This window comes from Erythrobacteraceae bacterium WH01K, from assembly GCA_027941995.1.
Lineage (GTDB): Bacteria > Pseudomonadota > Alphaproteobacteria > Sphingomonadales > Sphingomonadaceae > CAJXSN01.
The window spans coordinates 2,730,455-2,745,896 of the sequence record CP115966.1 but is presented as its reverse complement, the minus strand read 5'-3'; the positions used below and the strand labels follow the sequence as shown (position 1 = coordinate 2,745,896).

The 15,442-nt window shown below is 64.6% G+C and carries 15 protein-coding genes; 7 read left to right on the top strand and 8 right to left on the bottom strand.

Going from position 1 to position 15,442, the window contains the following annotated elements:
• Positions 1–380: 380 nt before the first annotated feature.
• The gene (rpsT, locus tag PF049_13570) at positions 381–641 is read right to left on the bottom strand and encodes a 30S ribosomal protein S20 (GenBank protein ID WBY16592.1); all 261 of its coding nucleotides are present in this window, start codon (positions 639–641) and stop codon (positions 381–383) included.
• A gap of 168 nt (positions 642–809) precedes the next feature.
• Entirely contained in the window at positions 810–1,625 is an 816-nt protein-coding gene (gene mutM / locus PF049_13565; protein WBY16591.1) for a bifunctional DNA-formamidopyrimidine glycosylase/DNA-(apurinic or apyrimidinic site) lyase, read from the bottom strand.
• A 76-nt stretch (positions 1,626–1,701) separates the two neighbouring features.
• Here mutM and PF049_13560 point away from each other — a divergent pair, with 76 nt between their 5' ends.
• Together PF049_13560 and ubiB are read left to right on the top strand one after the other, a co-directional pair.
• Positions 1,702–2,445 (top strand): class I SAM-dependent methyltransferase, encoded by a 744-nt coding sequence (locus PF049_13560; GenBank protein ID WBY16590.1) that lies wholly within the window; start codon positions 1,702–1,704, stop codon positions 2,443–2,445.
• 4 nt (positions 2,446–2,449) lie between these two features.
• Positions 2,450–4,012, top strand: a complete 1,563-nt coding sequence (ubiB, locus tag PF049_13555; GenBank protein ID WBY16589.1) for a 2-polyprenylphenol 6-hydroxylase — start codon at positions 2,450–2,452, stop codon at positions 4,010–4,012.
• Here ubiB and PF049_13550 read toward each other — a convergent pair.
• Entirely contained in the window at positions 4,009–4,428 is a 420-nt protein-coding gene (locus tag PF049_13550) for a DUF4345 family protein (protein WBY16588.1), read from the bottom strand. The two genes, ubiB and PF049_13550, sit on opposite strands and share 4 nt — an antisense overlap.
• A 170-nt stretch (positions 4,429–4,598) precedes the next feature.
• Between PF049_13550 and PF049_13545 the strand changes: the two genes are divergently transcribed.
• Complete coding sequence (locus PF049_13545; GenBank protein WBY17935.1) at positions 4,599–6,326, top strand: bifunctional phosphopantothenoylcysteine decarboxylase/phosphopantothenate synthase; 1,728 nt, start codon at positions 4,599–4,601, stop codon at positions 6,324–6,326.
• The gene (gene dut / locus PF049_13540) at positions 6,319–6,777 is read left to right on the top strand and encodes a dUTP diphosphatase (protein WBY16587.1); all 459 of its coding nucleotides are present in this window, start codon (positions 6,319–6,321) and stop codon (positions 6,775–6,777) included. The genes PF049_13545 and dut overlap by 8 nt, the downstream gene beginning before the upstream one ends.
• Positions 6,778–6,885: 108 nt before the next feature.
• Here dut and PF049_13535 read toward each other — a convergent pair whose 3' ends face one another.
• From PF049_13535 to secB, 4 genes are all read right to left on the bottom strand, one after another.
• Complete coding sequence (locus tag PF049_13535; protein ID WBY16586.1) at positions 6,886–7,584, bottom strand: DUF4136 domain-containing protein; 699 nt, start codon at positions 7,582–7,584, stop codon at positions 6,886–6,888.
• Between the two features lie 174 nt (positions 7,585–7,758).
• Entirely contained in the window at positions 7,759–8,790 is a 1,032-nt protein-coding gene (gene trpS / locus PF049_13530) for a tryptophan--tRNA ligase (GenBank protein ID WBY17934.1), read from the bottom strand.
• Positions 8,791–8,831: 41 nt separating this feature from the next.
• Positions 8,832–10,403: a murein biosynthesis integral membrane protein MurJ gene (gene murJ, locus PF049_13525; protein WBY16585.1), complete on the bottom strand. Its 1,572-nt coding sequence runs from the start codon at positions 10,401–10,403 to the stop codon at positions 8,832–8,834.
• A 59-nt stretch (positions 10,404–10,462) separates the two neighbouring features.
• Positions 10,463–11,002 (bottom strand): protein-export chaperone SecB, encoded by a 540-nt coding sequence (gene secB, locus PF049_13520; protein WBY16584.1) that lies wholly within the window; start codon positions 11,000–11,002, stop codon positions 10,463–10,465.
• 264 nt (positions 11,003–11,266) lie between these two features.
• Here secB and PF049_13515 point away from each other — a divergent pair, with 264 nt between their 5' ends.
• From PF049_13515 to PF049_13505, 3 genes are read left to right on the top strand one after another with little or no spacing between them, the layout of a single operon-like run.
• The gene (locus PF049_13515) at positions 11,267–11,923 is read left to right on the top strand and encodes a Tim44/TimA family putative adaptor protein (GenBank protein WBY16583.1); all 657 of its coding nucleotides are present in this window, start codon (positions 11,267–11,269) and stop codon (positions 11,921–11,923) included.
• Positions 11,924–11,975: 52 nt separating this feature from the next.
• Complete coding sequence (locus PF049_13510; GenBank protein ID WBY16582.1) at positions 11,976–13,172, top strand: murein transglycosylase A; 1,197 nt, start codon at positions 11,976–11,978, stop codon at positions 13,170–13,172.
• Positions 13,173–13,182: 10 nt separating this feature from the next.
• Positions 13,183–13,773, top strand: coding sequence for a Smr/MutS family protein (locus PF049_13505; protein WBY16581.1), 591 nt, complete (start codon positions 13,183–13,185; stop codon positions 13,771–13,773).
• Between the two features lie 4 nt (positions 13,774–13,777).
• Here PF049_13505 and PF049_13500 read toward each other — a convergent pair whose 3' ends face one another.
• Positions 13,778–15,331, bottom strand: a complete 1,554-nt coding sequence (locus PF049_13500; protein ID WBY16580.1) for a catalase — start codon at positions 15,329–15,331, stop codon at positions 13,778–13,780.
• Between the last annotated feature and the right edge of the window lie 111 nt (positions 15,332–15,442).

The window sequence follows — 15,442 nt, the reverse complement described above, 5'->3', positions numbered from 1 at the left end:
CAATCCATCCGTGAAAGGCAAGGCTTCGCCTTAGACCGGAAACCAGGTTTCCGGACCTTCCCCCATTACTCGAATCTGCAAGAACCGATCCTGTCCCGTGGTCGGCTCGAACACCTTTAGAGAGGCAAGCGGCGTGAGTCGCAAGGCACGGGAGGTAAAAAATCTGAAATAAAGAAATTGACTCGGCGCAACCCCGCAGGCGTCCGTCTAAACAGCTGTTTACCAACAGTTTTGAGGATCCCGCCTATGCGAATCGCGGGAAACCCTGGAGTTTTGTGACAGTACTTGAAACATGACAGTAACAAGCGCGAAGGGGCCGCAAACCACAGGCTTGCGACCCCTTCGAATATCACCTGCAGCAAGGTGCCGCGGGCCCGGTTTTAGAGAGCGGCGACCCGCTTGCTCAGGCGGCTCATCTTCCGGGCGGCCGTGTTCTTGTGCAGGACGCCGCGTGCCACGCCGCGCATCAGTTCCGGCTGGGCGGTGTGCAGCGCATCGGCAGCCGCTTTCTTGTCGCCGCTTTCGAGCGCGGTTTCGACCTGCTTGAGGTACGAACGGATGCGGCTCATGCGCGCGCCGTTGATTTCGGCACGGCGATTGTTGCGACGGATGCGTTTGCGAGCTTGCGGCGTATTGGCCATGGTCGTCCTTGATCTCTGGCCGTCAAATGGTCGGCCCGATGAAACTGGTTCGTGAATACGAAAAAGGCGGCGCCGAAACGCCGTGAAGCGCGCCACATAAGTGGCAAGGGGCGCTGCGTCAATGAATCTTTGCGTGGTGCGCCCCGGCTGTGTTCGCACCATTTATGCCTATCGCTGGCAGCGGGGGCAATACCACGTGCTTCGCCCACCTTGCGCAAAGCGCCGTATGACGCCGCCATCCGCCCGGTGGCATGGCTGGCCCTCCCGTCCGTATACGTCGAAGCGCGTCGCGAAATAGCCGAGCTCCCCATCAGGCCGGGCATAGTCCCGCAGGGACGATCCTCCATCCCGAATCGACTGTTCGAGCACGGACCGGATTTCGGGCACCAGCCGCTCCAGCGCGGCCAGCGGCACGCGCCCACCTGCCTTCTTCGGATTGATCCGGGCGCGCCACAGGGCCTCGCACACATATATGTTGCCGAGCCCGGCCACGACCGACTGGTCGAGCAGCATCAGCTTTATCGCCTGCTTGCGTCCGGCAAGCGCGCTGCGCAGGTGCCGTGCGGTCAGCGCATCGCCCAGCGGTTCGGGGCCCATCCCTGCAAAGGAAGGCCATTGGTCGAGCGCCGCTGTATCCACCAGGTCGACCCAGCCGAATCGTCGCGGGTCGCACAGGGCGAAGCGGTGATCCTGCGTTTCCAGCACCAGGTGATCGTGCCTGTCCGGTTCCTCCGGATCGATTCGCCAGCGCCCGCTCATCCCGAGGTGGAAGATCATCGTCCGGTCCCGGTCGGTATGAAGCAGCCCGTATTTTGCCCGCCGACCCAGCGAATCGATGCGCGCGCCTGTCAGTGCCTGGACGAGATCGGGGGGGAAGGGGCGGCGCATGTCGGGCCGGTTGACCCGGACCTGCACGATCCGTTCGCCTTCGAGGAACCGCGCAAGACCGCGGACCGTTGTTTCTACTTCCGGAAGTTCGGGCATGTCCGCCCCTTACAGGCACGCATGCAAACCGGCAAAACACTATGACGCCACCGCATTCTCTCCTAAGGCGCTGCCCATGAGCCAAGCCCCGAAAGAAACCGTCTCGTTCGGCTATGAAGACATCGCCGCCGAGGAGAAGGCCGGCCGTGTCGGCGAAGTCTTCTCGAACGTCGCTGCCAAGTACGACATCATGAACGACGCCATGTCGGGCGGGATGCACCGGCTGTGGAAGGACCGCTTCGTGCGCCGCGTGAAGCCGCAGCCGGGCGAAGCCATCCTCGACATGGCGGGCGGGACGGGCGACATCGCCTTCCGAATGGCGGCGAAGGGGGCGGACATCACCGTCGCCGACATCAACCAGGAAATGCTGGACGTGGGGGTCGAGCGGGCGATGGACCGGGGTATCTCGGGCCTCGTCTGGTCGCGGCAGGATGCCGAGCAACTGGCCTATGGCGACCGGCAGTTCGATGCCTACACCATCGCCTTCGGCATCAGGAACGTGACCCGTATCGACCGTGCGCTGGCCGAGGCATACCGTGTCCTGAAGCATGGCGGGCGCTTCTATTGCCTCGAATTCAACGGCACGAAATGGCCGGGCTTCAAGGAAATCTACGATGCCTATTCGCATCGCCTGATGCCCAAGATCGGCAAGGTCATCGCCGATGACGAGGACAGTTACCGTTATCTCGCCGAATCGATCCGCCGTTTCCCCTCGATGGAGGCGTTCGAGGGCATGATCCGCGATGCCGGTTTCGCGCAAACGCGGGTGGAACCGATCCTGGGCGGGGCGGTCGCAATCCATTCCGGCTGGAAGATCTGACCGGGTGACACGGCCAGCGACCCATATTTGGCGGCTCCTGAAATGGGGCCGGACCGCCGCGCGGCACGGCGCCCTGCGCGGTATCGAGAGCGATCCCAACACGCCCGATCCGGTTCGCCGGCTGACCCGCATCGCGCGGCTCGGGACGATCCAACCCAAATCGCCCGACTATGCCGGGGCGTTCCGCGAGATCGGACCCGCCGCGATCAAGCTGGGCCAGTCCCTCGCGACGCGGCCCGACCTGGTGGGGGACGAGGCGGCGCAGAACCTGCTTTCGCTGCAGGACAATCTGCCACCTGTTCCCTTTTCCGAAATCGAGGCTGCCGTGGCAGCCACGTTCGAGCAGCCGCTGGACACGCTGTTTTCCGAGATCGATCCCGATCCCGTGGGCGCAGCCTCCATCGCGCAGGTCCACCGCGCGGTGACGAGCGACGGGCGGCAGGTCGCGCTCAAAGTGCTGCGGCCCGGCATCCGCGAGAAATTCGCCCGCGATATCGCGACCTACGAATGGGCGGCGGCGCATCTGGAGGCGATGGGCGGCGAAGCCGCGCGCCTGCGCCCGGCGCTGACCATCGCCAATTTCAAGCGCTGGACCAATTCGGAACTCGACCTGCGGCGCGAGGCTGCCTCCGCCAGCGAACTGGCCGAAGCGATGCACGGTTTCGAAGGCTTTCGCGTGCCCGCGATCGACTGGGATCGCACCAATGGCCGGGTGATGACGGTCGAGTGGATCGACGGTATCAAGATATCCCGGCGCGAAGACCTTATCGCCGCCGGTCACGATCCCGCCGAACTGGCAGAACGGCTGGTGCTGGCCTTCCTGACGCAGGCCATCAGCGGCGGTTTCTTCCACGCCGACATGCACCAGGGCAATCTGTTCGTGCAGGCCGACGGTACCATTGCTGCGATCGATTTCGGGATCATGGGCCGCATCGACCGGCGTGCCCGGCAATGGCTGGCGGAGATCCTCTATGGCCTGACGACGGGCAATTACCGCCGGGTCGCGGAAATCCATTTCGAGGCACAATACGTGCCCAGCCACCACGATGTCGGCGAATTTGCGACCGCCCTTCGCGCGGTGGGCGAACCGATGCGCGGCAAGCCGGTGAGCGAGTTGTCGGTTGGCCAGATGCTGGACGGACTGTTCGCCATCACCCGCGATTTCGACATGCAGACGCAGCCGCATCTGCTGCTCTTGCAGAAGACGATGGTGATGGTCGAAGGCATCGCGACCTCGCTCAACCCGCAGATCAACATGTGGGACGTCAGCGCGCCCTATGTCCGCAGCTGGATCCGCGACGAACTGGGGCCGGAGGCGGCGCTGGCCGATGCGGTGAAGGAAAACCTGTCGACCCTGCTGCGATTGCCGGACCTGGTGCGGCGGGTGGAAGATCGCTTCCCGCCCCGTGGCGGCGCGCCCGAGGCGGCGCCCCTGCCCGAGATCGAGCTCATCTGGGAACGGCGGCAACGTGAGGCCAGGTCGCGCGGCTGGGCCGGCTACATCGTATCAGCCGCGCTGGGCGCAGGCGCCGTTGCCGGCGCGCTGGCACTGGGCTGGGTCGGCTAGAACCCGGACCGGTCCTGACGCAGCAGGTCGCCCGCCGGTTTGCGATCGGGAAGGATCCACCACGCCGCCAGACAGACGACGACGGTCACCAGTTCGATCAGCATCGGTCCCGTCCATGCAGGGTAGGGTCCGTCCGCGAAATAGCTGACGAGGCGACCGATGAAGGCGATGGCGAACAGGGCCGCCGAAACCAGCAACGGGTCGCCGCGCCGTTTCCATGCGCCCCAGATCATGGCACCGCCCCCGACATAGAAGAAGGCGGTCATGTCGGCCCTCATGGTCGAGAGGCCTTTCGCGCCATCGCCGGTCAGTCCGAAATCGATGCCGGCCGCGACCGGATTGACGATGAATCCGGCGCCCACGAAAAGGTAGAACAGCCCCATCACGAACAGGACAGCGGACAGTATCAAACGCATCGTTCCCCCCTTTATCGCGGACTGTTCTAAAGCTTCGGATGGGACCATGCTAGGCAAATCGTAACCATTGGAAGGGCAGGCCTTCCCCCGAATGCGCGCTGCCGCTAGGCATGGACGGCAAGACTGACAAAGGGGGCGGTCCCGCCGTGGACCCGGACAATGACATTGGAATGGCGACCATGACCGGGGCGGGGCCCCGCATCCTGCTGGTGATCGGCGGAGGCATCGCGGCGTATAAATCGTGCGAGCTGGTGCGCCTGATCCGCAAGAATGGCGGCCATGTCACCTGCGTCCTGACAGAAGGCGGGGCGCAGTTCGTGACCCCGATGGCCCTCGCCGCCCTCAGCGAGAACGAGGTCCATACCACGCTGTGGGACCTCAAAAACGAAGTCGAGATGGGGCATATCCAGCTCAGTCGGGAAGCAGACCTGGTAGTGGTGTGCCCCGCCACCGCGAACATGCTTGCAAAGATGAGTGCCGGGATTGCCGACGATCTGGCCACCACGCTGATCCTTGCGACCGACAAGCCGGTGCTGGCCGTGCCGGCCATGAACGTGCGGATGTGGCAGCACGAGGCGACACAGCGCAATATCGGGTGGCTGCGCGAGGCGGGCGTGGCCGTGATGGAGCCGGACACGGGCGCCATGGCCTGCGGCGAATTCGGCCCCGGACGCCTGCCGGAACCGGTCGATGTCTGGCGGGAAATCGCGCGCCAGCTGGATATGGAGCCGGGCGATGGTCCGGCCCTGCAAGAGGTTTACGAAGTCGAGGCGCTGGAGCCGGAGCCGGAAGTCGAGCCACCGGCGCGGGGCGGCCTGGGCGGATTGCTGTCTTCCATCATCCCGCGCACGACCCGCAGGCGCTCTGCCGAGGAAATCGAGGCCGACTGGGAACAGCCGGCCGAGCACGAAGCGGCGGACGTGCCGGACCCCGACGAACAGGACGAGGGCGTGGTCGAAGAGCCGCCGGTTCCGGCCCCCGATCCGGTCCCGGCCCCCGATCAGGCCCCGGGAGCGCTGCTACTCGCGACCAAGGGCAAGGCGCTGTCCGCACCGCCGACGGACCGGCATGCCATCAATCACGAGGTCGCGACCGGCACCGGTGGCCAGGCACCGCAGCCATTTTCGGCGGAAGGTCCATCGCTCGAGGGGCCGCTGGTCGAGGAAACGCCGCTGGAAGCGGACCCGCTGGCCGGGCAACCCGATTTCGAGGCCGAACCGGATCATCGCCCGCTTTTCGGCCGGCATGTCCTCATCACGGCAGGCCCCACGCGCGAGGCCATCGATCCGGTCCGCTACATCGCCAACCGGTCGAGCGGGAAGCAGGGCTTTGCCATTGCAGCCGCCGCCGCCGCGGCAGGGGCCCGGGTCACTCTGGTGGCAGGCCCGGTGCATCTCGAGACGCCTCCTGGCGTCGACCGGATCGATGTCGAATCCGCGCGGGAAATGAACGACGCGGTGCGCAGCTCCCTGCCGTGCGATGTCGCGGTTATGGTTGCTGCCGTGGCCGACTGGCGCACGCGGGATGTCGCGGGGGAGAAGATGAAAAAGCGCGGATCCGCGCCGCCCGCCCTGCTGCTGGAAGAAAATCCCGACATCCTAGCCAACCTGGCCGCGCACAAGCAGCGCCCCGAATTGCTGATCGGCTTCGCCGCCGAAACCAACGACGTGATCCAGAACGCGAAGGCCAAGCGCAAGCGCAAGGGCGTGGACTGGATCGTGGCCAACGACGTGTCCGGTCCCGTCGGGAAAAGCGTCATGGGGGGGAGCCACAATGCCGTCCACATCGTGCGCGGGCAGGGGGTGGAGGCTCTGCCCGAAATGCCGAAGGACGAGGTCGCCCGGCAACTGGTCGATCGCATAGCTAAGACATTGGAAGGAGATGCGGGCAATGACTGACGCCGTACCTGTCCGGATCAAGCGCCTGCCCCACGGGGAAGGGTTGGACCTGCCCGCTTATGCCACGGACGGTGCAGCCGGCATGGACGTGGTGTCGGCCGAGACGGTCGCACTTGCCCCCGGCCACCGGCACGCCGTGGCAACCGGCCTGTCCATCGCCATCCCTGCCGGATACGAAATACAGGTTCGCCCACGTTCCGGCCTGGCTCTGAAACACGGTATCAGCGTGCCCAATGCGCCCGGCACGGTCGATTCCGATTACCGGGGGGAAGTGAAGGTCATCGTGATCAATCACGGGGAAGAGGTCTTCAATGTCGAGCGCGGCGACCGGATCGCGCAGCTCGTGCTGGCACCTGTCACGCGCGCCGCTTGGAAAGAGGTCGAAAGCCTGGACGATACGGCGCGGGGGACGGGCGGCTTCGGTTCGACCGGCGGTTCGTCAGCGCTCTGATCGCTACGGAACAGCCCGCCAGAAAGGGTAAGAGCGGGCCCATCTTGCGATGGACCCGCTCCCCCTAACGCTTAGGTGCGACCCGAAGCGCTCAAGTTCCGCCTTGTCTCAATCGACGCGGCGAACCTTTGTCTCTTCCGGCTTTATCGAAATACGAAGCGTTTCGCCAGAGCGGCCGGGAAAATCTGTGAACATCGCCTCGACGAGGTTCGGGACCAGGTATTGCAGGCGGTTGCTGGTCGACAGGGCCTGCGCTTTGCCTTCGAACAGGCGTTCGCCGCTGCCGGTATCGTCGATCTTCATGTCGATACCGCTGGTATAGACGGTGTAGCTGCGAACATCGTTCGCGCCGAACCACGGATCGTAATACCCGTAACCCCATGCTGCGGTCGGGCGATAGAAGCCGCGATGGCGATAGAGACGGGTGCGGTAATAGGGGCTGTACCCGTACCACGGATCGAAGAACGGATCGCGTGCGAAGCCGGTGGAGCGAACCCGCTCCCGCCCGTTATCGACACCGTAGTCGAACCGGACCAGAAGACTGGCGGTTTCCGGCGATGCTGCAGGGGTATAACCCAGTGCACTCATCTCCTCGCCCACGAGAGACGCGTATTGCGAGAACTCGAGGCCGCCGGCGAGCGACGGATCGTCCGCCACGACCGCATAGGTCTGTCCCTGCGGCGCGGGGAGCTGGGTGGCGAAGCGCGAAACATCGGCATTGAAGCCGGTCGCACAGGCGGACAGGCCGGCCAGCATCAGGGGTGCGGCGGCAAACTGCATCAGGCGTTTTCTGGATATCGAATTCATCACACGGCCCTCGAAAAAGAAACAGGCAGGACGCCTGGACTTCCCCCCGCCCGGCGTCGACTTACCCTTGAACTGGTAACGGTCTACGCGAAGCGGCCTGAACCCCCATTGAACCCGCCGCCTATCAAATGTTTCCCAAGGTCCCGGAAATACAAGCAATTTCAGTGACGTGAATCAGGGGCGAAGCAGACCCAGCGCATCATAGGCCGCCGACAGCGTAGGCGCAGCGGCCTCGCGGGCGCGGGCGGCACCGCGGGCGAGGATCGCATCGAGCGCTTCTCGGTCGTCCAGCAGGTCGTTGAGCCTGCCCGAAATGGGCTTCAGCGTCTCGACCATCAATTCGCCCAGGGCAGGCTTGAACTTGCCGAAACCTTCGCCGCCGAAATCCGCCAGGACACCTTCGGGCGTCGTATCGGCGAGTGCGGCGTAGATCGTGACGAGGTTCAGCGCCTCGGGCCGATCGGCAAGGCCACCCAGTTCGGACGGCAACGGTTCCGGATCGGTCTTGGCCTTCTTCACCTTCTTCATGACGGTGTCGGCATCGTCGACCAGCTCGATCCGGCTCATTTCCGAGACGTCGGACTTGCTCATCTTCTTCGAGCCGTCGCGCAGGCTCATGATCCGGGCGGCCTGCGGCGGGTTGATCGGTTCGGGTAGGGTAAAGACCGGGGCCTCGTTCCCGTCCGCATCGCGCGGTGCGAAGTCGTGATTGAACTTGGCCGCGATATCGCGCGCCAGTTCCAGATGCTGCTTCTGGTCCTCGCCCACCGGCACGTGGGTCGCCTGGTACAGCAGCACGTCGGCCGCCTGCAGCACCGGATAGGTGAACAGGGCCGCGCTCGCCCCTTCGCGGTTCTTGCCGCTCTTGTCCTTGAACTGCGTCATGCGGTTGAGCCAGCCCATCCGCGCGGTGCCGTTCAGCAGCCATTGCAGCTCTGCATGGGCAGGCACCTGCGCCTGGTTGAACAGGGTGGAGCGGGCCGGATCGATACCGCAGGCCACCAGCGCGGCGGCCATTTCCAGCGTGCCTCTTTTCAACTCTGCCGGGTCGTGCGGCATGCTGATGGCGTGCAGGTCGGCGAGGAAGAAAAAGCATTCCTGCCCGTCCTCCAGCTCGTCCTGCATCCGCACCCAGTTGCGGATCGCGCCGAGATAGTTTCCGAGATGCAGATTGCCGGTGGGCTGGATGCCGGAGACAACTCGCATTGTGGGGCGCATAAAAAATCCGTTCGAAGGGCTGTTTGGGGTCAGGTCTGCCGGCGCATTAGGCGCAGGACCGTCGCCTTGTCGAGAACGCGCAGGGCCGCAGCCGCCAGTACGAAGCTGACGAGGCCGACCAGCATGATGCCGATGATGGCGCCCGCACGTTCCAGCGCGGAGCCTGTGAACAGGCCTTCGCCATAGGGCATGGCGAACCAAAGGACGACGCCCATTGCCAGCGCCGACAGCGCGATGCGGGCCAGTCGCCAGAGGATCATCGGCTGGAGGCGGAAGAAGCCGCGCCTGGCGAGGATAGCGTAAAGCAGGGCGACGTTCACCCACGCCCCGATAGAGCCTGCGACGGCCAGCGCCAGCACGCCGATGCGGGGCACGAGATAGATGTTGAGGGCGATTGTCACGACCAGCGATGCAGCCGCCGTATAGACCGGTGTGCGCGTATCCTTGCGCGCGAAGAAATTCGGCGTCAGCACCTTTACCAGCACATAGGCCGGCAGCCCGATGACGAGGCCGGAGACGACCGTGCCCGTGACCAGTGCATCTTCCAGCGTGAAGGCGCCGCCGACGAAGAAAACGCGGGTAAACGCGCTGCCGGTGATGAACAGGGCGACTGCGCTCGGCAGGGTCAGCAGCATCGCCAGTTCGACCGCGTTGGATTGCAGGCGCTGCGCCTCGTCGCCTTCGTCGCGGCTGACATGGCGGCTGAGCGCAGGCAGGATCGCCGTGCCCAATGCAATGCCGATGATGCCGAGCGGCAACTGGTTCCATCTGTCGGCCATGGCGAGGTAGGTGATCGACCCTTCGGGCAACTGGCCCAGGAAGAACAGGTCGATGAAGCGGCTGATCTGGTAGACCCCGGCGCCGAACACGGCCGGCAGGATCAGGATCCCCAGCTGTTTCACATCGCCGGTTATGCGGGGACGGGCAAGGCGGATATGGAAGCCCGCCTTCCTCATCCAGTAACCCAACCACAGCAATTGCAGCAGGCCGGAAACGGACACCGCCACGCTCAGGAAAAGACCCGTGGACTGGCGCGTTGCTTCGCTGTCCGATTGCAAGGCGCCCCATGCAAGCGCGCTGATCAGGCAGATGTTGAGGAGGATCGGTGCTGCCGCCGCTGCGCCGAACCGCGACAGGGAATTGAGCGTGGCGCCCACCAGCGTCGCAAGGCTCATGAACAGCAAATACGGGAAAGCGATCCGGCCCATCGTGACGGCCAGTTCCCAGTTCTGCCCGTCGGCTCTCAGCTCGTCGCTGGCAAAGGCCTGCAGCACCCACGGCATGGCCAGCATCATGAGCGCGCCGAACACGACCAGGATCGGCAACAGCACGGCGAGCACCTGGCTGGCGAACCGTTCCGCGTCGGACCAGTCGTCGCCTTCCTTCATGTGCCTGTTGAACAGCGGTACGAATGCGCTGGCAAAGGCGCCTTCCGCGAACAGGCGGCGGAAGATGTTGGGCAGCTGGAACGCCAGCTGCCATGCATCGGCCACGCCGCCCGCGCCCAGCACGCGGGCCAGCATGACGTCGCGCACGAAACCGAAGATGCGGCTGACCATGGTCAGGCCGCCGATGGTTCCGACATTCTTGAGCAGGCTCATGGCCTTACGCCTCTCGCGGTGGGCGGTTGGGAAAGCGGGGGCGCGTCAGGCGGCCCGGATCAGGCCTGTCCGGCCGGCGGGGCGGTATCGCCGCCCGCAGCCGCTTCCTCGCGCGCCTTTTCGTCCAGACGCTGCATGTAGAGCGCGTTGAAATCGATGGGGTCCAGCATCAGCGGCTGGAAACCGGCATCGCGCGAGGCGTCGGAAATGATGGCGCGGGCGAAGGGGAACAGGATGCGCGGCGCCTCTGCATAGAGGAAGGCGTGGGCCTGTTCGTCGGGAACGTTGCGGATGGCGACGAGGCCGGCATAGACCAGTTCGATCGCGTACAGGACGCCGCTGTTGGACCGCGCGCTGGCATTCAGCTTCAGTTCGACTTCGTGGACGCCATCGCCCGCTTCGTTCGCGCCGATATTGAGCTGCAGGTCGATCTGCGGCTGCTCGTTCCACTGGAAAGATGCCGGCGCGTTCGGATTCTCGACCGAGAAGTCCTTGATATACTGGGTCAGGAACCCGACCGAAGGCTGGTTGTCGGCGCCGTTGCCGGTCGCTGCGGGATCGAGATCGAGATCGGTGAGGACGTCGCCTTGGTCGGCCATGGCTTGTTCGCTTTCTTCTGGGTGTTCTGGTGATCTGGAATGGCCTGCGCGCCTAGCACCATGCAGCGGGGGCGGCAACAATTCGCGCTGGCCGGTCGGTGCGCCGTCGGCCCGCCCATCCGGCGCGCGCCACGCCCCGTCCGCACGGCCAATAGTTCACGTTGTGGAATTGTCGCCATTTCCTATGTATGGAGGGTCTGAGGGCAAAGGCCCGGATGGCTGCCGCCCGGCCTGCGATTGGGCGATGAAAGTTAAGGGTAAACAGTGATTGTCGAGATCGTAATCCTTGCCATGATTGCCGCCTTCCTGGGATTGCGGCTCTATTCCGTGCTGGGCAACCGTGCCGAGCACGAGGAAGAGGCGATCCCGCGCCGGTTCGATGCCGGTGACGAGCCTGCGAAAGACAATCCCCCCGTGGTCCAGCTGAAGCCTGCGGCGGCCGACGAACAACCTGCCACGGCGATGCTGCCGGTCGTCGAACAGGGCGTGCGCGCGATTTCCGCAGCAGACCGCAATTTCGATGTGTTCGGCTTCATCGAGGGGGCCAAGGGCGCCTATGGCATGATCCTCGAGGCGTTCTGGAACGGCGACAAGGAAACGCTGCGCGAGCTGTGCGACGACGACGTCTATGCAGGCTTCGCAGGCGCGATCGACGCGCGGACCGACGCGGGCGAAACGATGGACAATACGCTGATCCGGATCGAAGACGCGACCATTCGCGACGCCGAGCTGGATGGCCGCGAGGCGCGCGTTACCATGCGTTTCGTCTCGGATATTGCCGCCGTCACGCGCGATCGCGACGGCAATGTGGTGGCCGGCTCGCTCGACGATGCGATCGAAAGCCGCGACATCTGGACCTTCGCCCGCAATGTCGATGCCGCCGGTCCCGACTGGCAGCTCGTCGAAACCGACGAGGGCTGAGGCAAGGCCAGGCTCCATCGGAGCCGGAATTCAACGAGGGGCCCCTGGGACTATGCGTCACGCGCTGAATGGTCTGGCACTGGCAGCGCTGGCGGGGCTAGTCAGCTGCGTCGGTGCCGGGACCGATCCGAAACCGCCAAGTCCGGTCATCGCGCCGCCACCTGTCCCCGAAGTGCAGAGCGCCGCGTTTCTTGGCGTAGAGCGCGGGCCGCCTGTGTCGAGCCTGCCGGTCACCGATGCCGACGCCAATGCCGCACTGGCGGCATTCCTCGAAAGCTGTAGCTGGGCAACGGGCAAGGACGACAAGAGCGGGCTGACGCGGCCTGCCGACTGGCAGGCTGCCTGCACAGCGGCGCGGACGGCCCGATACGACCGGGGCCGCGCATTCTTCGCAGAACATTTCGAAACCGTGCGTATCGGCAATGGCGAGGCATTCGCCACCGGATATTTCGAGCCGGAACTGCGCGGCAGCCGCACCCGTGCGCCGGGCTATGACGTGCCGGTCTACCGCGTGCCGGACGACCTGACGCGCGCATGGCCAGCGGACATGGCGGCAACCGAGCGAACGGGCACCCCTCCGCGGGGCCGCTATGACGAGACCGGCGCCTTCGTTCCCTATTGGGACCGCGAGGCGATCGAACTGGGCGCTCTCGCCGGACGGGGGCTGGAGATAGCCTGGGCTGCTGATGCGATCGAGTTCTTCTTCCTGCAGATACAGGGCTCCGGCCTGCTGCGCCTGCCGGACGGATCGTTGATGCGTATCGGTTATGCCGACCAGAACGGACGTGGATACACGGCCATCGGGCGTACACTGAAGGATCGGGGCGAGATCGGCGAAGGCACGGACTATGCCGTCAGCATGCAGGGCATCATCGACTGGCTGCGCGATCATCCCGCACAGGCGGCCGGTGTCATGCGCGAGAACCAGAGCTGGATATTCTTCCGCGAACTGGTGACGGACGGTCCGCTCGGCTCCATCGCGGTTCCTGTGCGGGGCCGCGACAGCGTGGCGGTCGACCCCCGGTTCGTGCCTTACGGCGCGCCGGTCTTCCTCGACATGGACACCGATGTGGCCGACGGCCTGTGGGTAGCGCAGGACACGGGCGGAGCGATCAAGGGCGCGAACCGGTTCGACACCTTCTGGGGCAATGGTGACGATGCGCGCCGCATCGCCGGCGGTATGTCGAGCGGCGGGCAGGCGCTGATCCTGCTGCCCAAGGGCTCGGTCGCACGCCTGCTGGCACGCTGAGGCGCTCGGCGTGACCCATCCGGGAGGCCTGAGCCAATCCGAGGCGGAAGCGTGGGAGAAGCTGGCGAAGACAGTGGTTCCCCTGCACCCCCGCATTTCGCACAAGCCCACGGCGACAGAAGGCGGCGGGACACCGGGCAGTATCGTCAAGACGCCGCCAAAATTCGTGAAGCCGACCCGCCGCCTGCCATCGTCCGGCAAGTCAGCGAATACGCCGATGTCTTCACCTCCCTCCGCTGCGGCGCGGAGCCCGCGCGGCAATCTGGACTCGCACTGGGACCGAAAGCTCAAGAGCGGCGACATCGTGCCGGATTTCTCCCTCGACCTGCACGGGCACGGCCTCGATGCTGCATACAGGCGCCTGATGGACGGTATGTTCCAGGCACGCGCGACCGGGGCGCGGGTCGTCATGATCGTGACCGGCAAGCCGCGTCCCGTCGATGCGGCCGACAGGGGCACCAGCCGCGGCGCAATCCGGGCGAAGATCCTCGACTGGCTCGCGGCGAGCGAACATGGCGCGTCCATCGCCGCCATACGAAAGGCGCACCGCCGCCACGGGGGCGACGGTGCGCTCTACATCGTTTTCAAGCGCGGAAGCTGAGGGTCTACTCGGCGGCTTCCTTCATTGCCGCGCCTTCACCGGAGATGGATAGTGCGCTTGCCATGCCGGGCGCTTCAGATTTTCCGCCGATCATGTCGCGGACCGTCTTCTCGATCCGCTCGCCGATGTCGGCATCGACGTTCTTCCAGTAGTCGAACGCCCGGACCAGCACCTTCTCCGACACGCCGTCAGCAAGGTGTCCGGAGACGTTGGAGACGAAACGGTCGCGCTGTTCGTCGTCCATGACCTCGCGCACCAGCGTGCCTGCCTGCGACCAGTCATCGTCCTTCGGGCGCAGCTTGTAGGCCGTGCGGACCATGTCGCCATCGGCGTGCCACAGTCCCGCGTCCGGCCCGAAATCGGGCTGGGCAGCCGGTCCGCCGTATGAGTTGGGGGAATAGACAGGGTCTACCGAGTTCTCGACGCGCATTGCACCGGCGCGGGAATAGGAATTCACCTGCGCGTTCTTCGCCGAGTTTACCGGGATCTGCTTGTAATTGACGCCCAGACGATGGCGATGTGCGTCGGCATAGCTGAAACCGCGTGCTAGCAGCATCTTGTCGGGCGACAGGCCGATGCCGGGAACCATGTTGTTGGGTTCAAAGGCAAGCTGTTCGATCTGCGTGTCCCAATCGACCGGGTTTTCGTCCAGCACGAGCTTGCCGACCTCGATCAGCGGGTAATCCTTGTGCGGCCAGGTTTTGGTCAGGTCGAACGGATTGATATCGTAGGTCTTGGCGTCCTCGTAAGGCATGATCTGCCATTTCAGCGTCCAGCTGGGATAATTCCCTTCATGGATGGCGTCGAACAGGTCGCGGCGGTGATAATCGCTGTCTTCGCCCGCTTTCTTGACCGCCTCGTCCTGCGTCAGGTGGGCATTACCCGACTGATCGCCGACATCGGTGTGGAAGTGGAACTTGACCCAGAATTTCTCGCCTTCGGCATTCACCAGGCTGTAGGTGTGGCTGCCATAGCCGTTCATCTCGCGCCAGTTCTTCGGCACGCCGCGATCGCCCATCAGATAGGTAACCTGGTGCGCGCTTTCCGGGCTGAGCGTCCAGAAATCCCACATCATGTCGTGATCCCGCAGGCCGTTATCGGCGCGCCGTTTCTGGCTGCGGATGAAATTCTGGAACTTCAACGGGTCGCGGATGAAGAAGATCGGCGTGTTGTTGCCGACCATGTCGAAATTTCCGTCCTCGGTATAGAACTTGACCGAAAAGCCGCGCGGGTCGCGCCAGGTATCGGGGCTGCCGCGTTCCCCGGCGACGGTCGAGAAGCGCATCGCGACATCGGTCTTCACGCCCTTCTGGAAAAGTGCGGCCTTGGTGTATTTCGACACGTCCTGCGTGGTTTCGAAATAGCCGAACGCGCCTGAACCTTTCGCATGGGGCTGGCGCTCGGGAATGCGTTCCCGATTGAAATTCGCCATCTGCTCCAGCAGGTAATGGTCGTTCAGGACGATGGGGCCATCGCTTCCGACGGTCAGGGAATGCTCTTCGCTCTGGACCCGGATTCCGGCATCCGTGGTGGTGGGCGGGACGGTCTTTTTGCTCATGATTTGAACCTTTTATCGCGAGTACCGGGATTAACGCGGCAAGGCCTCTTTGGGTCCGTCCGGCGCATAAAAAAGCCCCCGGCGTAAACGCCGAGGGCTTTCTGCGACCCG